Source organism: Streptomyces sp. NPDC050535 (assembly GCF_044457665.1).
Taxonomy (GTDB): Bacteria; Actinomycetota; Actinomycetes; order Streptomycetales; family Streptomycetaceae; genus Streptomyces.
The window spans coordinates 1,054,039-1,075,680 of the sequence record NZ_JBITHE010000001.1 but is presented as its reverse complement, the minus strand read 5'-3'; the positions used below and the strand labels follow the sequence as shown (position 1 = coordinate 1,075,680).

Annotated in this window: 20 protein-coding genes and 1 riboswitch; of the genes, 3 read left to right on the top strand and 17 right to left on the bottom strand. The window is 70.1% G+C overall.

The features are described from left to right. Nucleotides 1–47: 47 nt before the first annotated feature. From ACIBLC_RS04695 to ACIBLC_RS04660, 8 genes are all read right to left on the bottom strand, one after another. Complete coding sequence (locus ACIBLC_RS04695) at nt 48–1,241, bottom strand: glycine C-acetyltransferase (protein WP_399209175.1); 1,194 nt, start codon at nt 1,239–1,241, stop codon at nt 48–50. Between the two features lie 19 nt (nt 1,242–1,260). Further along, a complete protein-coding gene (tdh, locus tag ACIBLC_RS04690) occupies nt 1,261–2,289 on the bottom strand; it encodes an L-threonine 3-dehydrogenase (RefSeq protein WP_399209174.1) in 1,029 nt (342 codons plus the stop codon). A gap of 170 nt (nt 2,290–2,459) precedes the next feature. Next, nucleotides 2,460–3,071: a GAF domain-containing protein gene (locus tag ACIBLC_RS04685; protein ID WP_399209173.1), complete on the bottom strand. Its 612-nt coding sequence runs from the start codon at nt 3,069–3,071 to the stop codon at nt 2,460–2,462. 61 nt (nt 3,072–3,132) lie between these two features. After that, nucleotides 3,133–3,732 carry a GTP-binding protein gene (locus ACIBLC_RS04680; protein WP_399209172.1) on the bottom strand — a complete coding sequence of 200 codons (600 nt, stop codon included), beginning with the start codon at nt 3,730–3,732 and terminating at the stop codon, nt 3,133–3,135. Continuing rightward, nucleotides 3,710–4,081 carry a DUF742 domain-containing protein gene (locus ACIBLC_RS04675; protein WP_399209286.1) on the bottom strand — a complete coding sequence of 124 codons (372 nt, stop codon included), beginning with the start codon at nt 4,079–4,081 and terminating at the stop codon, nt 3,710–3,712. Before ACIBLC_RS04675 ends, ACIBLC_RS04680 begins: the two co-directional genes overlap by 23 nt. Nucleotides 4,082–4,083: 2 nt before the next feature. Beyond that, nucleotides 4,084–4,518 (bottom strand): roadblock/LC7 domain-containing protein, encoded by a 435-nt coding sequence (locus ACIBLC_RS04670; protein ID WP_399209171.1) that lies wholly within the window; start codon nt 4,516–4,518, stop codon nt 4,084–4,086. 98 nt (nt 4,519–4,616) lie between these two features. Then, nucleotides 4,617–6,782 (bottom strand): ATP-binding protein, encoded by a 2,166-nt coding sequence (locus ACIBLC_RS04665; RefSeq protein WP_399209170.1) that lies wholly within the window; start codon nt 6,780–6,782, stop codon nt 4,617–4,619. A 392-nt stretch (nt 6,783–7,174) separates the two neighbouring features. Beyond that, nucleotides 7,175–8,410, bottom strand: a complete 1,236-nt coding sequence (locus ACIBLC_RS04660; protein WP_399209169.1) for an MBL fold metallo-hydrolase — start codon at nt 8,408–8,410, stop codon at nt 7,175–7,177. Nucleotides 8,411–8,751: 341 nt separating this feature from the next. Here ACIBLC_RS04660 and ACIBLC_RS04655 point away from each other — a divergent pair, with 341 nt between their 5' ends. Next, nucleotides 8,752–9,930 carry a Glu/Leu/Phe/Val dehydrogenase dimerization domain-containing protein gene (locus tag ACIBLC_RS04655; protein WP_399209167.1) on the top strand — a complete coding sequence of 393 codons (1,179 nt, stop codon included), beginning with the start codon at nt 8,752–8,754 and terminating at the stop codon, nt 9,928–9,930. Between the two features lie 83 nt (nt 9,931–10,013). Further along, nucleotides 10,014–10,634: a TetR/AcrR family transcriptional regulator gene (locus tag ACIBLC_RS04650; protein WP_399209166.1), complete on the top strand. Its 621-nt coding sequence runs from the start codon at nt 10,014–10,016 to the stop codon at nt 10,632–10,634. 33 nt (nt 10,635–10,667) lie between these two features. On the opposite strand, the gene ACIBLC_RS04645 is transcribed toward ACIBLC_RS04650, so the two are convergent. The 3 genes from ACIBLC_RS04645 to ACIBLC_RS04635 all read right to left on the bottom strand — a co-directional run bounded on the left by ACIBLC_RS04645 (nt 10,668) and on the right by ACIBLC_RS04635 (nt 13,509). Next, entirely contained in the window at nt 10,668–11,453 is a 786-nt protein-coding gene (locus ACIBLC_RS04645) for an SGNH/GDSL hydrolase family protein (protein ID WP_399209285.1), read from the bottom strand. Nucleotides 11,454–11,596: 143 nt separating this feature from the next. After that, nucleotides 11,597–12,313 carry a DUF6250 domain-containing protein gene (locus ACIBLC_RS04640; protein WP_399209165.1) on the bottom strand — a complete coding sequence of 239 codons (717 nt, stop codon included), beginning with the start codon at nt 12,311–12,313 and terminating at the stop codon, nt 11,597–11,599. Between the two features lie 269 nt (nt 12,314–12,582). Next, the gene (locus ACIBLC_RS04635) at nt 12,583–13,509 is read right to left on the bottom strand and encodes a peptidoglycan DD-metalloendopeptidase family protein (RefSeq protein WP_399209164.1); all 927 of its coding nucleotides are present in this window, start codon (nt 13,507–13,509) and stop codon (nt 12,583–12,585) included. A 4-nt stretch (nt 13,510–13,513) separates the two neighbouring features. Next, nucleotides 13,514–13,689, bottom strand: a riboswitch (cyclic di-AMP (ydaO/yuaA leader). A 570-nt stretch (nt 13,690–14,259) separates the two neighbouring features. Here ACIBLC_RS04635 and ACIBLC_RS04630 point away from each other — a divergent pair. Further along, nucleotides 14,260–15,057 (top strand): tyrosine-protein phosphatase, encoded by a 798-nt coding sequence (locus ACIBLC_RS04630; RefSeq protein WP_399209163.1) that lies wholly within the window; start codon nt 14,260–14,262, stop codon nt 15,055–15,057. 88 nt (nt 15,058–15,145) lie between these two features. Here ACIBLC_RS04630 and ACIBLC_RS04625 read toward each other — a convergent pair whose 3' ends face one another. From ACIBLC_RS04625 to hpnH, 6 genes are read right to left on the bottom strand one after another with little or no spacing between them, the layout of a single operon-like run. Further along, entirely contained in the window at nt 15,146–15,298 is a 153-nt protein-coding gene (locus ACIBLC_RS04625; protein ID WP_399209162.1) for a DUF6126 family protein, read from the bottom strand. Next, entirely contained in the window at nt 15,295–15,939 is a 645-nt protein-coding gene (locus tag ACIBLC_RS04620; protein ID WP_399209161.1) for a helix-turn-helix domain-containing protein, read from the bottom strand. Before ACIBLC_RS04620 ends, ACIBLC_RS04625 begins: the two co-directional genes overlap by 4 nt. Nucleotides 15,940–15,999: 60 nt before the next feature. Beyond that, entirely contained in the window at nt 16,000–17,535 is a 1,536-nt protein-coding gene (locus tag ACIBLC_RS04615) for an aspartate aminotransferase family protein (RefSeq protein ID WP_399209160.1), read from the bottom strand. Beyond that, nucleotides 17,532–19,427 carry a 1-deoxy-D-xylulose-5-phosphate synthase gene (gene dxs / locus ACIBLC_RS04610; RefSeq protein WP_399209159.1) on the bottom strand — a complete coding sequence of 632 codons (1,896 nt, stop codon included), beginning with the start codon at nt 19,425–19,427 and terminating at the stop codon, nt 17,532–17,534. Before dxs ends, ACIBLC_RS04615 begins: the two co-directional genes overlap by 4 nt. Nucleotides 19,428–19,455: 28 nt before the next feature. Then, a complete protein-coding gene (ispG, locus tag ACIBLC_RS04605) occupies nt 19,456–20,613 on the bottom strand; it encodes a flavodoxin-dependent (E)-4-hydroxy-3-methylbut-2-enyl-diphosphate synthase (RefSeq protein ID WP_399209158.1) in 1,158 nt (385 codons plus the stop codon). A gap of 4 nt (nt 20,614–20,617) precedes the next feature. Then, nucleotides 20,618–21,640, bottom strand: coding sequence for an adenosyl-hopene transferase HpnH (gene hpnH, locus ACIBLC_RS04600; RefSeq protein WP_399209157.1), 1,023 nt, complete (start codon nt 21,638–21,640; stop codon nt 20,618–20,620). Nucleotides 21,641–21,642 lie beyond the last annotated feature (2 nt).

Here is a 21,642-nt window from a genome sequence, read left to right as displayed (position 1 = left end):
AGGTGAACCAACCCGACCCAGCCGAACCGAACCGGAACCGGCGCGACTCAGGCGTCCAGCTCCCCCCGAGCGGCGACGAACGCGTCCACCGCCCGGTTCACGTCCTCGGTCGAGTGCCCGGCGGACAGCTGGACCCTGATCCGCGCCTGCCCCTGCGGGACCACCGGATACGAGAAGCCGATCACGTACACGCCGCGCTCCAGGAGGAGCTCCGCGAGGCGGCCGGCGACGGTCGCGTCGCCGATCATGACGGGGGCGATCGCGTGGTCCCCGGGGAGGATGTCGAAGCCCTCTTCGGCCATCCGGCGGCGGAACAGCGCGGTGTTCTCGGCGAGCCGGATCCGCAGGTCGTCCGCCGACTCCAGCAGGTCGAGGACCTTGAGGGACGCGGCGGCGATCACCGGGGCGAGCGTGTTCGAGAAGAGGTACGGGCGCGAACGCTGGCGCAGCAGGGCGACGATCTCGGCGCGGGCGGCGACGTAACCGCCGGAGGCACCGCCGAGCGCCTTGCCGAGCGTGCCGGTGATGATGTCGACGCGGTCCATGACGCCGTGCAGTTCGGGGGTGCCGCGGCCGCCGGGGCCGACGAAGCCGACGGCGTGCGAGTCGTCGACCATGACCATGGCGTCGTAGCGGTCGGCGAGGTCGCAGATCTCGCGCAGCGGGGCCACGTACCCGTCCATGGAGAAGACGCCGTCGGTGACGATCAGCCTGCGCCGGGCGCTCGACGCCTCCTTCAACTGCCGCTCCAGGTCGGCGAGATCACGGTTGGCGTACCGGAAGCGGCGTGCCTTGGAGAGCCTGATGCCGTCGATGATCGAGGCGTGGTTGAGGGCGTCGGAGATGACCGCGTCCTCGGCGCCGAGGAGGGTCTCGAAGACGCCGCCGTTGGCGTCGAAGCAGGAGGAGTAGAGGATCGTGTCCTCCTGACCGAGGAACGCGGACAGCCGCTGTTCCAGCTCCTTGTGCACCTCCTGCGTACCGCAGATGAAGCGCACGGACGCCATGCCGTAGCCCCAGCGGTCGAGGGCCTCGTGGGCGGCGGCGACGACCTCGGGGTGGTCGGCGAGCCCGAGGTAGTTGTTCGCGCAGAAGTTGAGGACCTCGCCGGGACGCCCGCCCGAGGTGACGCTCACGGTCGCCGACTGCGGGGTGCCGATGACGCGCTCGGGCTTGTGGAGTCCGGCGGCGCGGATCTCGTCGAGGGTGGTGCGCAGATCGTCGCGTACGGAATCGAACATCATCAGTTCCTTCAAGTCCTCAGAGGGTCCAGTCGAGGATGACCTTGCCGCCGCGGCCGCTCGCCGCGTCCGCGAAGGCCGCCTCGTAGTCGCGGTGGCCGTACCGGCCGGTGATCACGGGTGAGAGGTCGAGGCCGCCTTCGAGCAGGACCGACATCGCGTACCAGGTCTCGAACATCTCGCGGCCGTAGATGCCCTTGATCGTGATCATGGAGGTGACGATCCGGGACCAGTCGACCGGGAACTCCTCGGCGGGCAGGCCGAGCATCGCGATCCGGCCGCCGTGGGTCATGTTGGCGATCATGTCGCGCATCGCCTCGGGGCGCCCCGACATCTCCAGTCCGATGTCGAAGCCCTCGCGCAGTCCCAGTTCGCGCTGGCCGTCGGCGATCGTCGCGTGCGAGACGTTGAGGGCGAGGCTCGCGCCGATCTTGCGGGCGAGTTCGAGGCGCTCCTCGCTGACGTCGGTGACGACGACGTTGCGGGCGCCCGCGTGCCGGGCCACCGCGGCAGCCATCAGGCCGATGGGTCCCGCGCCGGTGATCAGTACGTCCTCGCCGACCAGCGGGAAGGAGAGGGCCGTGTGGACGGCGTTGCCGAACGGGTCGAAGATCGCGGCGACGTCGAGGTCGACGGGGACCCGGTGCACCCACACGTTGGCGGCGGGCAGGACGACGTACTCGGCGAACGCGCCGTCGCGGCCGACGCCCAGGCCGACCGTGGCGCGGCAGAGGTGGCGCCGCCCGGCCAGACAGTTGCGGCACTTGCCGCACACCAGGTGGCCCTCGCCGCTGACCCGGTCACCGGCCTTGATGTCGACGACGTCGCGGCCGGTCCCGACCACCTCGCCGACGAACTCGTGCCCGAGCACCAGCGGCGTCCGGATGGCCTGCCGCGCCCAGCCGTCCCAGGACCTGATGTGCAGGTCGGTGCCGCAGATCCCCGTCCTGAGGACCTTGATCAGTACGTCGCCGGGGCCCGCCTGCGGCTCCGGAACGTCCACGAGCCAGAGCCCGGGTTCCGCCTTCTCCTTGACCAGCGCCTTCACGGTACGGCTCCTGTGGGTGAGGTCCCGGAGCGGGGCAGGCCGAGACAGCGGGCCCGTACCGGGGAGAGGGGTGGGATCCCGTAGAAATCTGCCGTACGACGGCGCCCCGGTCCATCGAGGATTTCTTAAGCTCGGCCACAGCTCTGCTTCACACGCCCAGGGCCGCACTGCTACGGCAGCAGGCCGCTCTCCCTCAGTTCGAGCTGCGCGACCAGCTCCGCCGCCATCGACTTGATGGTCTCAAGACCCGCTCTCCCCCAGGAGCGCGGCTCCATGTCGACGGCACAGACCGTGCCGAGGGCGATGCCGGTGTGGTCGATCAGCGGGGCGCCGAGGTAGGAGCGGACACCGATCTCGTCGACGACCGGGTTCCCGGCGAACCGCGGGTAGTCGCAGACGTCCTCCAGGACCAACGCCTTGCGCCTGACCACCACATGGGGGCAGAAACCGTAGTCGCGGGCCAGGTACCGGCCGACGCCGAGGCCCGAGCCGTCCGCCGCGGTGGCGGCCGTGATCAGCCGGTCGCCCGAGCCGCCGGCACCCGGGCCACCGCCGTCCGGGGTGTGCAGCCCGGCGAAGAACTGCCTGTTCTCGTCAATGAAGTTGACCATCGAGTAGGGCACGGCGGCGAGCTCGGCGAGCCGGTCCGCGAAAGCGTCGAAGGCGGGCTCCGCGCGCTCCCCCAGGCCCAGTCTGCGCAGCCGCCGCACCCGGGCGGGGGCGTCCTTGTCGTCCGGGGTCAACAGCAGACGCCCGGCGGGCCGCCGGGGCTCATAACTCATATACGGGCTCCACGACTTGGGTCGGGTGTCATACAGAGGGCTCCGTTGTCCGGGGTGGACTTCATGTGTGGGCTCCGTGGCTCGGCGTGTGGGCCGGCGCGTGGGCGAGGAGGTGCCGTACCAGGACGAGCAGGGTCTGCACCCCCGAGCTGGAGATCCGGGCGTCGCAGCGCACGATGGGGACCTCGGGGTCCAGGTCGATGGCCGCGCGCACCTCCTCGGGTTCGTAGCGGTAGGAGCCGTCGAACTCGTTGACCGCGACGATGAATCCGAGACCGCGCTGTTCGAAGAAGTCGACGGCCGCGAAGCAGTCCTCCAGGCGCCGCGTGTCGGCGAGGATCACCGCGCCGAGCGCCCCTTCGGAGAGCTCGTCCCACATGAACCAGAACCGCTCCTGCCCGGGCGTCCCGAACAGGTACAGCACATGCTCCGGATCGAGGGTGATACGGCCGAAGTCCATCGCGACGGTCGTCTCCATCTTGTTCTCGACGCCGTCGAGACTGTCGGTCGCGGCACTGACCGTGGTGAGCAGCTCCTCCGTGCTGAGCGGCGCGATCTCGCTCACCGCGCCGACCAAGGTCGTCTTGCCGACCCCGAATCCGCCCGCGACCAGGATCTTCAGCGCGGTGGGAAATGGGTCAGAGCTGTCGTCGTAGTCCATCGAGCACTGCCTCCAGAAGAGACTGGTCAGTGGGGTTGTGGTGGAACACGGGTGGCTTCGTCGTCAGCGCCCCGCAGTCCACGAGGTCGGACAGCAGCACCTTGGTGACCGCCGCCGGCAGCTTCAGGTGTGCGGCGATCTCCGCGACCGAGATGGGCGCCCGGCACAGTTCGAGCGCCTGGGTGTGCTCGGGCCCGAGGTAGCCGAGGGGGGTGGCGCCGGTGGCCATCACCTGCGACAGGAGGTCGAGCGCGGTGGTGGGCCGGGTCCGGCCGTTGCTCACCGTGTAGGGGCGCACCAGCCGGCCGGCCGCGTCGTCGAGCCAGGGCCCGTCGCCGGCCGCGACCATGCTCAAGGCCTCATCCCCGAGGGTTCGGCCGCGGGCTGCCGGGGTGCGGTCATCAGATACGGCCGGACGCTCTTGACGAGCATCGCCATCTCGTATCCGAGCACCGCCGCGTCGGCCTCCCGCCCGGCGAGTACGGCGAGACAGGTGCCGGAACCCGCCGTGGAGACGAACAGGAGGGTCGAGTCGAGCTCGACGACGACCTGGCGTACGTCGCCGCCGTCGCCGAAGCGGATTCCCGCGCTGCGGCCCAGGGAGTAGAGGCCGGAGGCCAGCGCGGCCATGTGGTCGGCGCTGTCCGTGTCGAGGCCGTGGACCGACTTCACGAGTCCGTCGCAGGACAGCAGTACCGCGCTCGTCGTGTGGGGCACGCGCTGTACCAGGCCGCTCATCAGCCAGTCGAGATCGGATACATGGCCGGTCGGCGCATCGCTCGCCATGGTGGATCGACTCCTTGATGTACGAAGGTCTGCCGGAGCGGCGGGGGTTGAGGTACGAGCGGGGGTGGAGCTGCGGGTGGGTGTGGGGGGTGCGCTGGTCATCCGGCCGGTGTGCTCCCGTCGTGCCGGGTGGTGAAGTCCTGTCCGTGCGCAGGCGTGGGCGCGGCGTCGCGCGCCCCCTGCACCTCGTGCGGCGCGGCCGTGTGGGCCGCGTGCGCTTCGGCTATGTACGCCGGACCGGTGGGCGGCCCGTCACCTGACGGCCGCCCCCCTGCCGGACTCGCCTCCATAGGCCGTACGCCCATGGGGGCGCCGCCCGCGGACGTCGCCCCGTCGATTCGGGCGGGTCCGTCCGTATCCGTGCGCGACCCGCCCATGGGGGGGAGGTCCAAGTGCGGTGCATCCACGGGCGGTTGCTCCGGACGGGAAGCACCGAGGGGGTCCACGCGGGTGTGGCCGCCAGGGGCGACGCCCACGTGCGGCGCGTCCACCCGGACGACTTCCAGCGGCGGCAGCGCGGACAGGTCGCCCGGGATCCGTGCGTCGGTGACCGGAGGCACGGCGCGCGCCGCTTCGGCCTGGACCGCCTCCGCGAGCCCGATCCCCCGCTGGAACGCCGCCATGAGACCGGGGTCGTGCCCCGCGACGAACTCGGTGTCCTGGCGGGGTGCGGGCGCGTCGCGCAACTGGGGTGCGATGTGTTCCAGGGCGCGCCGCGTGGGCAGCCGGGGCTTGCCCATGGTGCCGCGGACCGCGCCCCCGCGTGCCGTGGGCGGCAGGCCCGCGTTCTCCGTCACCGTGTGCCGGTCGTCGGGACGGATGCCGGGCACGGCCTCGGCCGGGTTGGGCCGCTCCACTCGGGTACCGCGCGTGGGCAGCGGCACGGGGCCTCCGCGCCCCGCGGTCCCGGCACCCGGTGGCGCCTGCTCGAGCTGCGTCTGCCGGGGCACCGCGGAAACCGCGCCGTTCCCGGGCGGCGAGGGCACCGGGGCCTGCGGACGCCGGTCCCCGGCCGGCTCGTGGGGCTGTGCGCGCGATACGTCAGTGGGGTCGCCCTGCGCCGTTCCCAACAGGGCCTGCGGTACGACGAGTACGGCTTGGACACCGCCGTAGATATTGGTCTGGAGCCGTACGTGGATACCGTGCCGCCGGGCGATCTGCGAGACCACGAACAACCCGATGCGGCCGTCCTGGAGCAGGCTGGCGACGTTGACCTGATCAGGGTCGGCGAGCAGGGCGTTCATCTTGTTCTGCTCGCCGAGCGGCATGCCGAGGCCGCGGTCCTCGACCTCGACGGCGAGTCCGGAGGTCACGAGGTTGACGCGCAGGAGGACTTGCGTGTGCGGGGCGGAGAACACCGTGGCGTTCTCGACGAGTTCGGCCAGCAGATGGATGACGTCGGCGACGGCGTGCCCGCGCAGGGTGCCGTCGATCGGGGGCACCAGTTTGACCCGGGAGTACTGCTCGACCTCGGCGATCGCGGACCGCAGCACCTCGGTCATGGAGACGGGGTTGCTCCACTGGCGGCGCGAGACGGCGCCGCCGAGCACGGCGAGGTTCTCGGCGTGCCGCCGGATGCGGGTGGCGAGATGGTCGATGTGGAAGAGGCCCTTGAGCAGATCCGGATCCTCGATCTCGTTCTCGAGTTCGTCGAGGATCGAGATCTCGCGGTGTACGAGGGACTGGAGCCGCCGCGCCAGATTGACGAAGACCTCGACCTTCTGCTCGCTGCCCGCGTGGCTGGAGAGCTGCGCGGCCTGGACGACGGCCGTGACGGCACCGTCGTGGGCCCGGGACATGTCGGCGGCGAGCAGCTCGAAGTCGTCGGCGTCCGCGGGCGGCTGCCGGCGCGCCTTGCGCGCGGGCGGGCTCTCGCCGCGGCGCAGCCCCTCGACCAGGGCGCGCAAATCGCCCTCGGTGCGGGCGCTGGTGCGACGCAGGGCGCCTATCCGGTCCCGTACGGAGTCGGCGGCGCGGTCGGCGGCCACGGCGGCGATGACGATGCCCGCGAGGGCCACACCCAGGGCTCCGGCGAGCACCGCCCACAGGCTGAGGCCGGGCCGTGCTCCGGCGGAGCGGACGGTGAACAGCACGGCCGCGCACGCGCTGAGGGCGACCGCGGTGGGCGGCAGCACCGCCAGGCGCAGCAGCTGGGGCCGCAGGTGGGTCTCGGGCAGCGACGGGGCTGTGTGGGCGACCGGCCGGCCGTGCCGTCCGCCCTCACGGCGGTCTGCGCGTGCGGCCGGTGCGCGAAGGTGAGACATCGGCGTCCTCGTACTGGTACGTCGGGGCAGGGGGCCGACGGGTCGGACATCCCCTGGGGTTCCCGCGGATCTGCGCGACCGGGTCGTGCGTCTTCGCGGTGCCGGTCGAGAAGAGCCGAAGAATTCGGCCCCGCGTCGCCCGACGGCAACTGACAGTAGTCGGCAACGCATCATGTGCGGTGTGCAGTTGACAAAGTCCCACCGTCAGGGTCCCGCTCTGGTATGAGCCGTCGCACGACAGACCGATAATCCCCGCGGCCGCGTGTTCCCGTAGGGCATGGATTCGATCAGAGCTGGTCAGAAGTGGTCGACAGGAAATAGCGAGAGCCGAGGAGCGGTGTGCTCCTCGGCTCTCGCCATCGGTCGGAAACCGAGTCCTGGTGATCGGGCTCTCAGCCCGCGGGGACCGCTTCCGGGTCTCCGGTGTCCGTCGTTGTTCCGGCCACGACGTCACTCGGTGTGTCCGGCGTGCTCTTCCCCACGGCGGGCCAGCCGGCCTCCGGGGGGACGGCCACGGCTCGCCACCAGGGCTCGGACGGGACGATCTCGGCCGTCGGTTCGAAGGGCTCACCGGGGCGGGGCAGTGCGACGCGCGCGCCGACCGCGTCGGCGGCGGCGACCGTCCCCTCGCCGGGCTCCGCCCACGGGTGGGTCGCCAGATTGAACGTCGCCCAGTGGATCGGCATCATGACGCCGCCGGGCGGCTTGCCCTCAAGACCCTGCCGCCCGCCCTGAAGGTCCAGGTGGGCGCGCATGCCCTCCTCGGGCGTCATGTGGATGTCGGGCCAGTACTCGCTGTACGCGCCGATCTGGATCATCGTGGCGTCGAACGGGCCGTGCTCGGCGCCGATGTCCTTGAAGCCCTCGAAGTAGCCGGTGTCACCGCTGTGGTAGATCCGGTGCTCGTCACCGGCGACCGCCCAGGACGCCCAGAGCGTGTGCTGCGTGTTGCGCAGGCCGCGGCCGCAGAAGTGGCGGGCGGGGGTGGCGGTCAGGGAGACGCCGCCGACCTTCGTCGTCTCGTTCCAGTCCAGCTCGCGCAGCCGGTCCGCCGACACGCCCCAGTGCTCCAGGTGGGCGCCGACACCGAGCGGCACGGCGAACACCGTGTCCGTGTCGGCCAGCGCCTTGATGGAGGGCAGGTCGAGGTGGTCGTAGTGGTCGTGCGAGATGACGACGACGTCGACGGGGCCGAGTGCGGCCAGCGGCAGCGGTACGGGGTGCAGCCTCTTGGGTCCGGCGAAGTCGAACGGGGAGCAGCGCTCGCCCCAGACCGGGTCGAAGAGCACCCGCTGCCCGTCGATCTCGGCGAGCACACTGGAGTGCCCCATCCAGGTCAGCCGCAGCCCGCTCGGCGCGGGGCCGCTCAGGTCGGCGAGCGTCGTGGAGTGCACCGGCACCGTGCCCGTCGGAGCCCGCAGAACACGCTCCTCCTTACGGAAGAAGGCCTTCGCGACCTCCCGCATGGCGCCCTCGGGACGTGGAGCACCCTCCGGGTTCTTGAAGACACCGTCCGCGAAGTTGGGCGATCTGCGGATGCGCTCCAGTCGCTCACCACGGGGATCCGCGCCGAAGGCGGCGGGCCGCAGAGCGCGGAGCCCGGAGCTCAGGGTACGGAAACCGGTCACAGTACCTCCAGGTGGAGTTCGGTCAGGTCTTCATTATGGTCGCCGCCTCTGACAGCGCCGGGGTCGGCCCTGTCACAGCACGATGTCCGCGACCGTACGGCCTCTGTCTCCTCAACCCCGCGGCGCGCGCCCTTCTTCCTGACGCCCGCACACCCGGGGACCCACTTCCGTGCCGCGAGGCCCACTACTGACTGACTATTCAGTACGCGTACTGTGACCATCCGGCCCCACCCGTCCGGCCGCTCTCGGGGACACCATGTACCCGAGGACTCCGGCACCCCACGACGGTGGGCCTCGCGCCGGCCGAGCACCCCCGATCGCCGTACCCCGAGGAGCCCTCCGTGACCGCACCCCTGATGACACTCACCTGGACCGACCACGTCACGGGCCACCAGGGCTTTCTCGTGGTCGACCGGCTCGTACGAGGGGTCGCCAGCGGCGGACTCCGGATGCGGGCGGGCTGCACGCTCGACGAGGTCACCGGGCTGGCCCGCGGTATGACCATGAAGGAAGCCCTGCACTACCACCCCGAGGGCCGCTACATCCCGCTCGGCGGCGCCAAGGGCGGCATCGACTGCGATCCCCAGGACCCGGCGGCGTACGGCCTGCTGGTGCGCTACCTGCGCGCAATGCGCCCGTACATCGAGAGCTTCTGGACCACGGGCGAGGACCTCGGCCTCAGCCAGGACCTGGTCGACCGGGCGGCCGGGGAGGCGGGTCTCGTCTCCTCCATCCAGGCCGTGTACCCACTCCTCGACGACGAGGTCACGGCGAGACGCCGGCTCGCGGACGCGTTCGCGGTCGAGGTGGACGGGATCGGGCTCGACGAGCTGGTGGGCGGCTGCGGTGTCGCGGAGTCGGTGCTCGCGGCGCTGGACCGTGCCGGGATGCCGTACGCGGGGACGCGCGTCGCCGTGCAGGGTCTCGGCACCATGGGCGGGGCCACGGCCCGCTTCCTCACGCGCGCGGGGCTCTCGGTGGTGGCCGTGGCCGACATCAAGGGCACGATCGGCAATCCGGCGGGCCTCGACGTCGACTCACTGCTCGCCGCACGGGACGCGTACGGGACGGTCGACCGCTCGGTGCTGCGCCCGGCCGACCGTGAACTGCCGGGTGACGCCTGGCTGTCGGTGGAGGCGGAGGTGCTGGTGCCCGCAGCGGTGTCGTACGCGATCGACACCGTGAACCAGCGGCAGATCGGCGCACGTTGGATCGTCGAGGCGGCCAACATGCCCGTGCTGGCGGAGGCGGAGAACCTGCTCGCCGCGCGCGGGGTCACCGTTCTGCCGGACGTCGTGGTCAACTCCGGGACGAACGCCTGGTGGTGGTGGACGCTGTTCGGGGACATCGGCGCGGACGCGGACGAGGCGTTCGCCTACACGCGGCGTTCGATGCGCGCCCTCATCGACCAGATGCTGGCGCGCGCGGAGGCGGACGGGACCACGCCGCGGGCCGCCGCGCACGCCATCGTCGCCGACCGGCTGCCGGTGATCGCGGAGCGCTTCGGCTGGTACAACTGACCGCGCCGGGCAGCCGACAGCGCCCAAGTCGTCCTGGAGACCCGGCGCCGACACCCCCGCCGGCGAGGGATTAGGGTTGCCGCGTGGCGAGAGTGCGGTTGAACGTGGCGGAGCGGCGCGAGGAGTTGCTGCGGGCCGCCGTCGAACAGATCGAGGCGCGAGGCGTGGCGGCGGTACGGATCGCCGACGTGGCCTCGGCGCTCGGGGTGAGCAACGCGCTGGTGCTGTATCACTTCTCGACGAAGGAGAAACTGCTCGCCGAGGCGTTCGCCTACGCCGCCGAGGACGATCTCGCCCATCTGCGCAAGCTGCTCGGCCGTCGCACCTCGGCGCTGCGCCGACTGCGGGCGGCGGTGCGCTGGTACGCGCCGACCGGGCAGGCCAAGGGCTGGCGGCTGTGGATCGAGGGCTGGGCCGCGGCACTTCGCGAGCCCGCGCTCAGAGAGGTCACGCGCTACCTCGACAAGCAGTGGAAGGCCGCGATCATCGAGGTGATCGCGGAGGGAGTAGCCGCGGGCGAGTTCCGCTGCGCGGACCCCACCGGCACGGCCCTCCGGCTCACAGCGCTGCTCGACGGACTCGCCGTACAGATGACCGCGTACACGGGCACCGTGTCGCAGGCCCGGGCCCACGAGTGGGTGGACGAGGCGCTCGCGCGCGAACTCGGCCTCGGCCGGGAGGCGTTGGCGGCGGCGGTGCGCTGAGCCGCGTACCTCTCGGCGCACCGCCGGTCCGGCTCAGGCCACCGCTTCGATCCAGGTCTTGATGTCGTCCGGCGAGAGCGTCCCCTTGGCCGCCACATGGTCCCCGGAGGACTCGCCGCGCAGCCGCCGCCCGATCCACGGGACCAGGTACTCACGCGCCCAGTGGATGTTGTCGCGCCTCACCTCCATCGTGCCGCGCGGCGGGAGCGGCGGCCACGGCTGGTCCGGGTCGGCCGGCACCTCGAGGCCGAGGACCTGTCCGGCCCGGAGCGCCACGCGGGTGTGACCCTCGGGTGACAGGTGCAGGCGGTCGCCGTCCCAGGCGCGGCGGTCCTGAATCGTCCTCAGGGACCACAGGTCCAGGACGGGGCAGCCGTACCGGTCGGCGATGGCCCGGAGATGCCCGTTGTACGTGGCGATCTTGCCGCGCATGTGCTTCAGCACGGGCACGCCACGGGTGTCGAAGCCGGTCGTCACCAGGACGGTGCCGACGACGGAGGTGAGGTCCGCGACCGCTCGCTCGAAGCGCTCGGCGACCTCGTCGGGGTCGACGCCCGGCCGGATGATGTCGTTGCCGCCCGCGCAGAATGACACCAGATCCGGCGCCAGTTCCTTCGCCCGCGAAAGCTGGTGCTCGACGACCTGGTCGAGCAGTTTCCCGCGCACGGCGAGATTGTTGTAGTTGAAGTCGCCCTCGGGCCGCCGGTCCGCGAGCAGTACCGCGAACCGGTCCGCCCAACCGACAAAAGCGCCGTCAGGCCCGGGGTCGCCGATGCCCTCGGTGAAGCTGTCCCCCACCGCTACGTACGACCCGATCACTGATCTGTTGCCACTCTTCGAATCGTCTGCCACATCGGCCCATGATTCACCTCCGATGTGAGCTACGCGACCGTAGGAAAGGGTTGACGTGTGGTGAGATAAGCCACTCATAAAGTCTGGGTCAAGCCTGGAATAAGGGCCGCTCAGGCGCGGTTGACCAGCCGCCACACCTGGAAGTCCGTAATCCGGAAGTGGCTCCATGTCGTGCGGAACGCGAAGTGCCCGCTCGCGTACGGGTCGGGGTCGCGGTAGTCGAATACCAGCCGTCCGTTGTTCCACCACTGGACGGTGGACCCGTCGGAGACGATCCGGACGCGGTTCGGCCGGTTCGCCGTGAGCAACGGCTCCGTGTAGTCGTACACCAGTGGACGGACCTCCGCCTCGCCGACGTATCTGCGCAGTCTGGTAGTGGTGTTGGAGTTGGCTCCGTAACCGACGTAGTACGTCTTGAGGTAGTCGTACTCCGCCAGAGCACCGCCCCGCGCGGTGGCGAAGAGGTCGCGCGGGGAACGTACGTCGACTGCGTTCCAGAAATTGTTCAGGTCGGAGACCCGGTCGTTGACGCCGCCCGCGGAGACCGGTGTGGCGGTGTACTCGATGACGTACGGCCCGCGGAGCTTCCGCCTGAACCAGACGGTCGCGCCGCTCGGTACGTCGATCTCCAGCACGCCGCGCGCGGCGGTGACCGTGCCGCCGTCCTGGAGTTCGGTGACCCACTGCCCCGGTCCGTGCCGGAAGTCGTCCGCGGCGATCAGCCGGCCGCGCCGGTGTCTCGGTGCGGCGCTCGCACCCTGGGGCGGGACGAGCGCCGCGAGAGCGGCACCGGCAGCCAGGGCTCCGAAGGCTCTGCGCGTGGTCATGGGACACCTTCCGTACGAGGGGCAGCGGTGAACGTCCGGTCCACAGCGGAAAGCGCTTACGGAGATCACTGTGCAGCCCCCGCGACGGGCATGTCGACGCTTCCCCCGGGCTCGCCACAAGACCGCAATGTGCTGAGCGACGAGACCGGCCACGCCGGAGCCGCGTCGCCGATCACGAAACACCGGCCGCGCGACGCGCCGATCACGAAACACCGAAGGCCGGACCCCGGGGATCGTGGGGTCCGGCCTTCAGCGGCGAGGGGGCGGCGTCAGCCGACGGTCACACCGTGCGAGCGCAGGTACGCGGCCGGGTCGACGTCCGAGCCGTAGTCCGGCGTGGTGCGGATCTCGAAGTGCAGGTGCGGTCCGGTGACATTGCCGGTCGCACCGGAGAGCCCGATCTGCTGCCCCTCGGTCACGGTCTGGCCGGCCGAGACGGAGAGGGAGGACATGTGGGCGTACTGCGAGTACTGGCCGTCGGCGTGCTGGATGACGACCTGGTTTCCGTACGCGCCGCCCCAGCCCGCGGAGATGACGGTGCCCGCCGCGATGGACTTGATGGTGGTGCCGGTCGGGACCACGAAGTCGACGCCCGTGTGGTAGCCGCTGGACCACATGCTGCCGGCGACCTTGTAGTTGGTGCCGATGGTGGCGCCCTCGACCGGCAGCGTGTAGCCGGAGCTGCTGGAGTCCGCGGTGTCGGTGGCCGTGGTCGTGGTCTCGGCCGCCGTCTCGGCCGACGACTTCGACGACGACTCGGAGGACTTCGACGACTCGGCGCTGGACGACTTGGCCGTGTCGCTCGACGCGGCGGCCTTCTTGCCGATCGCCAGCTTCAGACCCGGGTGGATCAGAGCGGGGTCCTGGCCGACGGCCTTGCGGTTGTCCGAGTACAGCTTCTTCCAGCCGCCACTGACACTCTGGTCGTCGGCGATCTTCGAGAGCGAGTCACCGGCCTTGACCGCGTAGGTCTTCGTCGCGGTCTTCCGAGCCGCGGCGGGCGCGGCGACGGCCTTTTCGGCAGCCGTGGCGGTCTTCCCCGTAGCCGCGGAAACGGTGGAGGCCGGGGTCGCCGCATGGGCTCCGGTGGCTCCCATCAGCGGCAGCGCGAGCGCGGCACCGCCTGTTCCGGCCACGGCGATCGAGCGCGTGAAACGCTGGGACTTGGGACGGCGGTGCTTACCCTTCGCGGGCATGACGAATTCCTCTCCGGCGCCTGCGAGGTGAGCTGTCGGGTGCGGGCTGGAGATGCCCGGCCACGCGGCTGCGCGGCTATACCCCAAGCCGTTCCGGAGACCGGAACAGGCGTCATACCTGTGGGTCCCCCGCTCCTGCCACATACGGGTGAGTGTGCGGATTCCGGGCGGCGGCAGGATTGGGCGTCCGTCCGGATTGAGGGTGAACGTAAGCGAGATGAGACCGCGTCTACAACCATGTGGGTTTTCTGTGGAAGATCCATCCGTGATCCATTCCGAAATCACCGTCACCCTCCGTGGAGAAAGGGCCTTTCCGCCTTGCCAAATGGCGCGGGAATTCTGGCAGGTTGACAAATCGAGGCCGCAACACATCGTCACGAATATGACGCTGCTCACGCACGTCGACGCAGGGCGCCTTATTCCAGGGCCAGTTGGAATGAAGCAGCTAATTCGGACAGAACAGTCACATGCGACGCAGTCGCATATCTGCCGCATCCAGTTCCTCGTCCCGTCACGTCCGCATCCCGCTGCACGGCAGGTCCCCGGCGCGAGCCCGAGGGACCCGGCGGGAGCCACGGCCCGTACCGACGTCATCGCGCCCGGCGCCCTGAAGGCAACGGCTCCGCACCTGGGAGAACAACGCCTGTGGACAACTCAATGCACCACGAACCCATGTCGTATCGTCGAGAGCGCAACGTCCGTCGGCGGGCGACGCCGAGCAGCGCCGACGGCTGACCGGGAGGAGCCCCCGTGACGCAGCAGGTCCCGTCGACCGAGCCCGAGCTGGCCGCCGTGCGCAACTTCCGGGACGTGGGCGGTCTGCCCACCGTGGACGGCCGCCGGGTGAAGTACGGGGTGCTGTTCCGCAGCGGGCATCTCGCGCACGCCACGGGGGACGACACGGTTTTCCTCAGCTCACTCGGCCTGCACACGATCTTCGACTTCCGCAACGCGTCGGACCAGAAGCTGGAGGGCCCGGACGTCGAGCTGCCGGGCGTGCGGAATGTGAATCTGCCGCTGTCCGACCCGGCCGACGGCGCGGAGTTCTGGAGGATGGTCCGCGACGGCGACCTGGAGCAGCTGCGCGGGCTCCTCGCGGACGGCAAGGGGGCGAACAGGATGATCAGCTCCTACCGCGCGATCATCAGGGACCGCACCGCCGAGCACTCCCAGGTGCTGCGCTCGCTGGCCGAGGACAGTGTCCCCGCGCTGATGCACTGCGCCGCCGGCAAGGACCGCGCCGGCCTCTCCATAGCCGTGACGCTCCTCGCCGTCGGTGTCGAGCGCGAGGCCATCGTGGCCGACTACCTGGAGTCGAACGCCGCGCACCGGCGCTACAGGGTCCACCGCAGCAGCTCCTCCGCCTCGGCGTACTCCCCCGAGGTCATGGAGCTGCTCAGCCCTCTCTTCGACGCCCGCGCCGAGTACCTGACCGCGGCCTTCGAGACGATCGAGGAGACCTGGGGCGGCGTCGACGCCTACCTGGAGAAGGCGCTGGGGCTCACCCCGGAGCTGCGCGACCGGCTGCGCGAACGCCTCCTCGACTGACGCGGGCCGCGGGCCGCGGGCCTCAAGGACGGTCCTCCCGGTCAGGTCGGGATCTTGGGCGGCGGTCCCGGTCCGGGCCGGCGGATGCCTACTGGTTCTGCGCGCCCAGCGTGAAGAGCAGGTAGACGAAGCCCGCGAAGAGGTGGCCGACAGCGACGTAGATGAGCAGCCGCACCCACAGCGCGGGCGGGAGCTTGTCCTCCATGGAGCGGCGCGGGGTGGGTTCCGTGGGTTCGGTCATGGCGTCTCTCCCAGAGTCGGGTGCCCCGTCGCCGGGCCGAGGCACAGCGCGGCGGAGGGGCTCTGCAGCAGGGTGTGTACGAAGAGGAGCTCGGCGCCGTCCCGGTCGGCGGCGGCGATGCGGTGCGGGGTGAGCGAGTCGAAGTGCGCGCTGTCACCCGGCGCCAGCACATGCGCGGTGTCACCCAGGCGCAGCCGCAGCCGTCCCCGCAGGACGTGGAGCCACTCCTCACCGGGGTGGACCCGCACGACGTCACCCTGCGAGCCGTACGGGACGTGCACACGCAGGGCCTGCATCGCGCGGCCGGAACCGCCGGCCTGCCAGTAGGTCCAGCCGCCCGCCGCGGTCGGCTCCATGTCGGCGGCGCGCACCACGGCGTCACGTTCGGCGACCGTCTCGCCGAGCAGCTCCGAGACCGTCGTACCGTAGATACGCGCGAGCGCGAGCAGCATCGGCAGTGAGGGCTGGCGTCGGCCGGTCTCCAGGCGCGAGAGGTGGGCCGGCGAGAGCCCGGCGTCACGGGCCGCCGCCTCCAGGGTCAGCGAGGCACGGCGCCGCAGCTCACGGAGCTGGGGTGCGACAACGTGAAGCTCGTCGGCGTCCCTGCGCGGGGAAGGGTTCGAACCCTCGGCGGTGCTCATGCCTCCATTGAGCCCGAGGGTTGCCCCCGAGGCAATTTTCTTGCCTCAGGGGCAAAACTCTCAACGGTTCGCCACCGCCTGCTTCACCAGTGTCTTCCCGAAGTCCCACATCAGCCCGCCCCCGCCGTGTGCGTCGTCCATCACGGCGGTGAAGGCGTCCACGAAGCGGTCCACGTCCCGCTCGTCGACGACCAGCGGCGGGATCAGCTTGATCACCTCCAGGTGATCGCCGGAGACCTGGGTGAGGATGCGGTGCCGTTGCAGCAGCGGAACCACCACCATCTGGGCGAACAGCCCCTTGCGCGCGGCTTGCAGCATCGCCCAACGGCTGCGCAGCTTGAGCGACTTGGGCCGCCCGAACTCGATGCCGATCATCAGCCCGCGGCCACGTACATCGCTGAGCAGCTCGTACTTGTCCACGAGCGCCGCGAGCCGGGATTTCAACAGCTCCCCGGTGGCACGGGCGTTGGCCACGATCTGCTCGTTCTCCATGACCGAGAGCACGGCGAGCCCCGCCGCCATGGCCTGGGCGTTGGACCCGAAGCTGGCCGAGTGCACCAGGACCCGGTCGATCGACGAGTAGACCTTCTTGAAGATCCAGTCCTTGCCGAGCGTGGCTCCGACCGGCACATAGCCGCCGGACAGCGCCTTGGCCACGCACACCAGGTCCGGCTCCACGCCCTCCTCGTGCTGATAGGCGTAGAAGTCCCCGGTCCGTCCGAGACCCGTCTGCACCTCGTCGACGATGAGCAGCGCCTTGTGCCGGTGCAGCAACTCCTGGGCGGCGCGCAGATATCCGGGTGGTGTCTCGTGCACCCCCTTGCCCTGGATGGGTTCGACGATGAGCGCGGCGACGTCGCCCTTCTTCAACTCCCTTGCCAGGGCGTCGAGGTCACCGAGCGGGACGGCCGTGTCGGGCAGCAGCGGCGCGAAGCCGTCGCGGAAACCGTCCTCACCGTTCACGGAGAGCGATCCGGTGGTCAGCCCGTGGAAGGCGTGCGAGCAGTACAGGATCCGCGGCTTCCCGGTCGCGTACCGGGCGAACTTCAGCGCGGTCTCGACAGCCTCCGTACCGCTGTTGCCGAAGAACACCCGGTCCAGGTGCGGGCTGTGGACGAGCAGCCGCTCCGCGAGCAGCCCGGGCAGCGGCTGGCAGTCGAAGCGGGTGAGGTCGGCGAGCGAGGCGTCGAGGACGTCGTGCAGCGCCTTGCGGACCACGGGGTGGTGGCGGCCGACGCCCATCACCCCGAACCCGGCGAGCATGTCCAGGTAGTCGTTCCCGTCCGCGTCCCAGAAGTGCGCGCCCTCGGCCCGCTCGTAGACCTTGTCGAAGCCGATGGTGTGCAGCATGCGCGGGAGCTGGTGGTTCAGGTACTTGGTGTGCAGCTCGTAGCGCTCGGCTCCGCGTTCGGCGAGCAGCGCGCCGAGGTCGAACTCCCCTTTTCCGGAAGCGGAGTTGACGGAGATCGGATTCACTGAAGGCGAGTTCGCCGAGGGCGGGTTCACCGCAGGCGAGTTCGCTGAAGGGGACTTCGCGGATGAAGACTCCTCGGAGGGGATCTCCTCCGAGGGCGCCTTCCCTGAAGGGATGGTCATTCCTGTTTCTCCTTGGACAGTTCGTCCTTGACTGCCAGACCGGCGCTGATCCGCCCGGCGATCTCGACCGGCGTGAGCCCGATGTCCGCCAGCACCTCAGCACGCTTGGCATGCGCGAGGAACTGCTCCGGAATGCCGAACCGCCGTACGGGCACGTCGACTTCGGCGTCCCCGAGCGCCAGCGCGACCGCCGCGCCGACCCCGGCCGCCCGGCTGTTGTCCTCGACGATCGCGACCAGCCGGTGCTCGGCGGCGAGGCCCGGCAGCGAGGGGTCGACCGGCTTGACCCAGCGGGGGTCGACGACGGTGCACCCGACACCACGGGCTTCGAGCAGCTCGGCGGCCTGGAGGCAGACCGGCGCCATGACACCGACGGCCACCAGGAGCACCGACGGCCTCTCACCCCGGTGCAGGACGTCTGTCCCGCCCACGTGGTCGACAGCCGGGATCGCCGGCCCCACCGACTCCTTCGGGAAACGGATCAGCGTCGGCGCGTCGTCGACGGCGACCGCCTCCCGTAGCTGCGCCCGCAACTGGTCGGCGTCGCGCGGCGCGGCGATCCGGAGGCCCGGCACGACCTGGAGGATCGACATGTCCCACATGCCGTTGTGCGAGGCACCGTCCACGCCCGTGACGCCGGCCCGGTCGAGGACGAAGGTGACACCGCAGCGGTGCAGTGCCACATCCATCAGAAGCTGGTCGAAGGCCCGGTTGAGGAAGGTGGCGTAGACGGCGACGACGGGATGCAGTCCGCCGGTGGCGAGCCCGGCCGCGGAGACCGTGGCGTGCTGCTCGGCGATGCCGACGTCCCACACCCGGTCGGGGAACCTCTCGGCGAACTTGGCGAGCCCCACCGGATGCAGCATGGCCGCCGTGATCGCCACGACGTCCTCCCGCTCCTCCCCGATCCTGACGATCTCGTCGCCGAACACCGATGTCCAGGAAGGCCCGTTGGCGGGCGCGAGAGGCTCGCAGGTGAGCGGGTCCATCACACCGACGGTGTGGAAATGGTCCTCCTCGTGCGCGAGCGCGGGCTCATAGCCGCGCCCCTTCTCCGTCAGGCAGTGGATCAGCACGGGCCCGTGGAAGCGTTTCGCCCGCCGCAGCGCGGACTCCACGGCCCCCACGTCGTGCCCGTCGATCGGCCCGACGTACTTGAGCCCCAGGTCCTCGAACATGCCCTGCGGCGCGAAGGCGTCCTTGAACCCCTTCTTCGCGCCGTGCAGCGACTCGTAGACGGTGTTCCCGACGACGGGCGTACGCAGCAGTACGTCCTTGCCCCAGGCGAGAACCCGCTCGTAACCGTCCGTCGTCCGAAGAGTCGCCAGGTGGTTGGCGAGACCGCCGATGGTCGGCGAGTACGAGCGCTCGTTGTCGTTGACGACGATGATCAGCGGCCGGTCCTTCGCGGCCGCGATGTTGTTCAGCGCCTCCCACGCCATGCCCCCGGTGAGCGCGCCGTCGCCGATGACCGCGACGACGTGCCCCTTCTCGCCCTGCACCTGGCGGGCCTTGGCCAGGCCGTCCGCCCAGCCGAGCGCCGTGGAGGCGTGGCTGTTCTCGATGATGTCGTGCTCGGACTCCTCGCGCGACGGGTAGCCGGACAGGCCGCCCTTGCCGCGCAGCTTGGAAAAGTCCTGACGTCCCGTCAGCAGCTTGTGTACGTAGCTCTGATGGCCGGTGTCCCACAGGATGCGGTCGACGGGCGACTCGAAGGCCCGGTGGAGCGCGATGGAGAGTTCCACCACCCCCAGATTGGGCCCGAGGTGACCGCCGGTCCTCGCGACCGCGTGCACCAGGAACTCCCGGATCTCGTCGGCGAGTTCACCGACCTCCGCCTCGGACAGCGCCTTCAGGTCGCGTGGTCCACGGATGTTCTCCAGAATCGTCACGCTCGGGCCCCCTCTCGGTCCGTGCTGATCAACTCACGGTGACGGCCGGTTCGCCGGAGGCGACGCCGTCGTTCTCCATCTGCTCGGCGATCTTCATCGCCTCTTCGATGAGGGTCTCCACGATCTTCGACTCGGGCACGGTCTTGATGACCTCGCCCTTGACGAAGATCTGCCCCTTGCCGTTGCCGGAGGCGACCCCCAGGTCCGCCTCCCGCGCCTCTCCGGGGCCGTTGACGACGCAGCCCATGACGGCGACGCGCAACGGGACCTCCATCCCCTCCAGACCGGCCGTGACCTCGTCGGCCAGCTTGTACACGTCGACCTGGGCGCGCCCGCAGGACGGGCACGAGACGATCTCCAGGCGCCGCTCGCGCAGCCCGAGCGACTCCAGGATCTGCATGCCGACCTTGCACTCCTCGGCGGGCGGCGCGCTCAGGGACACCCGGATGGTGTCCCCGATGCCCTCGCTGAGCAACGCCCCGAAGGCGACAGCCGACTTGATGGTCCCCTGGAAGGCCGGTCCTGCCTCTGTCACACCCAGATGCAGCGGGTAGTCGCACCGCGCCGCCAGCAGCCGGTAGGCGTTGACCATGATCACCGGGTCGTTGTGCTTCACCGAGATCTTGATGTCCCGGAACCCGTGTTCCTCGAAGAGCGACGCCTCCCACAACGCCGACTCGACGAGCGCCTCGGGCGTCGCCTTTCCGTACTTCTTCAGCAGCCGCTGGTCGAGCGACCCGGCGTTGACCCCGATCCGGATCGGGGTGCCCGCGTCCGAGGCCGCCCGCGCGATCTCCCGCACCTTGTCGTCGAACTGCTTGATGTTGCCCGGGTTCACCCGCACCGCCGCACACCCGGCGTCGATGGCCGCGAACACGTACTTCGGCTGGAAGTGGATGTCCGCGATCACCGGGATCTGGGACTTCTTGGCGATGGTCGCGAGGGCGTCCGCGTCGTCCTGGGTGGGACAGGCGACGCGGACGATCTGGCAGCCGGACGCGGTGAGTTCCGCGATCTGCTGCAGGGTGGCGCCGATGTCCGACGTACGCGTCGTCGTCATCGACTGCACCGACACCGGCGCTCCGCCCCCGACCGCCACCGGTCCGACCTGGATCCGCCGCGAGAGGCGGCGCTCCGCGATCGGTCGGACCGGCACCTCGGGGAGGCCCAAGGAAACGGCGGTCATGGCGTCACACGCGGCTTTCCGTGAACGTCTCACGGGAGGCGCGGATGGACTGCTTCAGGGAGCCCAGAGTGGCGAGGACGGCGGTCGGCTCGTAGCCGCAGTGCGCCATGCAGTTGGCACACCGGTCGTCCTTGCCGCGGCCGTAGGAGTCCCAGTCGGTGTCCTCCAGGAGTTGCCTGTACGTCTGTACGTACCCGTCGCTCATCAGGTAGCAGGGTTTCTGCCAGCCGAAGAGCGAGTAGCTCGGGATCGCCCAGGCCGTGCAGGGGAAGTCGACCTTGCCTTCGAGGAAGTCCAGGAAGAGCGGGCTGTGGTTGAGCCGCCAGCGGCGCCGGTTGCCGCCCGCGAAGGCCTTCTTGAACAGCTCGCGGGTCTGCTGGACGCCGAGGAAGTGCTCCTGGTCGGGAGCCTTCTCGTAGGCGTAGGCGGGCGAGAGCATCATCTCGTCGACCTTCAGGTCGTCGTTGAGGTAGTTGAGGACCTCGATGATGGTCTGCGGGGTGTCGGTGTTGAAGAAGGTCGAGTTGGTGGTGACCCGGAAGCCGCGCCGCTTCGCCTCCTTGATGGCCTCGACCGCCTCGTCGAAGACGCCTTCCTTGGCGACGGACGCGTCGTGCCGCTCACGCAGTCCGTCGATGTGCACGGCCCACGCGAAGTACGGCGAGGGCTTGAACTTGTCCATCTTCTTGCGCAGCAGCATCGCGTTGGTGCACAGGAAGACGAACTTCTTCTTGGCCACCAACTGCCGCACGATCTCGTCGATCTGAGGGTGCATCAGCGGCTCACCGCCGGCGATGGACACCATCGGCGCCCCCGACTCGAGGACCGCGCCCACGGCCTGGGCCACGGGCATCCGCTGCTTCAACACCCCCGCGGGGTGCTGGATCTTGCCACAGCCCTCACACGCGAGATTGCACGCGAAGAGGGGTTCCAGCTCGACAATCAGCGCGAATTTGTCCCGCTTCCTGAGCTTCTGTTCAAACAGGTATGCAGCGACTTTCATGGACTGCCGAAGCGGCATGGCCATCT

Coding starts and splice junctions, on each gene's coding strand:
- ACIBLC_RS04675 (WP_399209286.1), bottom strand. CDS start 4,081: ATGGTCGCGGCCGGCGACGGGCCCTGGCTCGACGACGCGGCCGGCCGG.
- ACIBLC_RS04665 (WP_399209170.1), bottom strand. CDS start 6,782: ATGTCTCACCTTCGCGCACCGGCCGCACGCGCAGACCGCCGTGAGGGC.
- ACIBLC_RS04670 (WP_399209171.1), bottom strand. CDS start 4,518: ATGGCGAGCGATGCGCCGACCGGCCATGTATCCGATCTCGACTGGCTG.
- ACIBLC_RS04640 (WP_399209165.1), bottom strand. CDS start 12,313: ATGACCACGCGCAGAGCCTTCGGAGCCCTGGCTGCCGGTGCCGCTCTC.
- ACIBLC_RS04680 (WP_399209172.1), bottom strand. CDS start 3,732: ATGGACTACGACGACAGCTCTGACCCATTTCCCACCGCGCTGAAGATC.
- ispG (WP_399209158.1), bottom strand. CDS start 20,613: ATGACCGCCGTTTCCTTGGGCCTCCCCGAGGTGCCGGTCCGACCGATC.
- ACIBLC_RS04695 (WP_399209175.1), bottom strand. CDS start 1,241: ATGTTCGATTCCGTACGCGACGATCTGCGCACCACCCTCGACGAGATC.
- ACIBLC_RS04620 (WP_399209161.1), bottom strand. CDS start 15,939: ATGAGCACCGCCGAGGGTTCGAACCCTTCCCCGCGCAGGGACGCCGAC.
- hpnH (WP_399209157.1), bottom strand. CDS start 21,640: ATGGCCATGCCGCTTCGGCAGTCCATGAAAGTCGCTGCATACCTGTTT.
- ACIBLC_RS04625 (WP_399209162.1), bottom strand. CDS start 15,298: ATGACCGAACCCACGGAACCCACCCCGCGCCGCTCCATGGAGGACAAG.
- ACIBLC_RS04635 (WP_399209164.1), bottom strand. CDS start 13,509: ATGCCCGCGAAGGGTAAGCACCGCCGTCCCAAGTCCCAGCGTTTCACG.
- ACIBLC_RS04685 (WP_399209173.1), bottom strand. CDS start 3,071: ATGAGTTATGAGCCCCGGCGGCCCGCCGGGCGTCTGCTGTTGACCCCG.
- ACIBLC_RS04615 (WP_399209160.1), bottom strand. CDS start 17,535: ATGACCATCCCTTCAGGGAAGGCGCCCTCGGAGGAGATCCCCTCCGAG.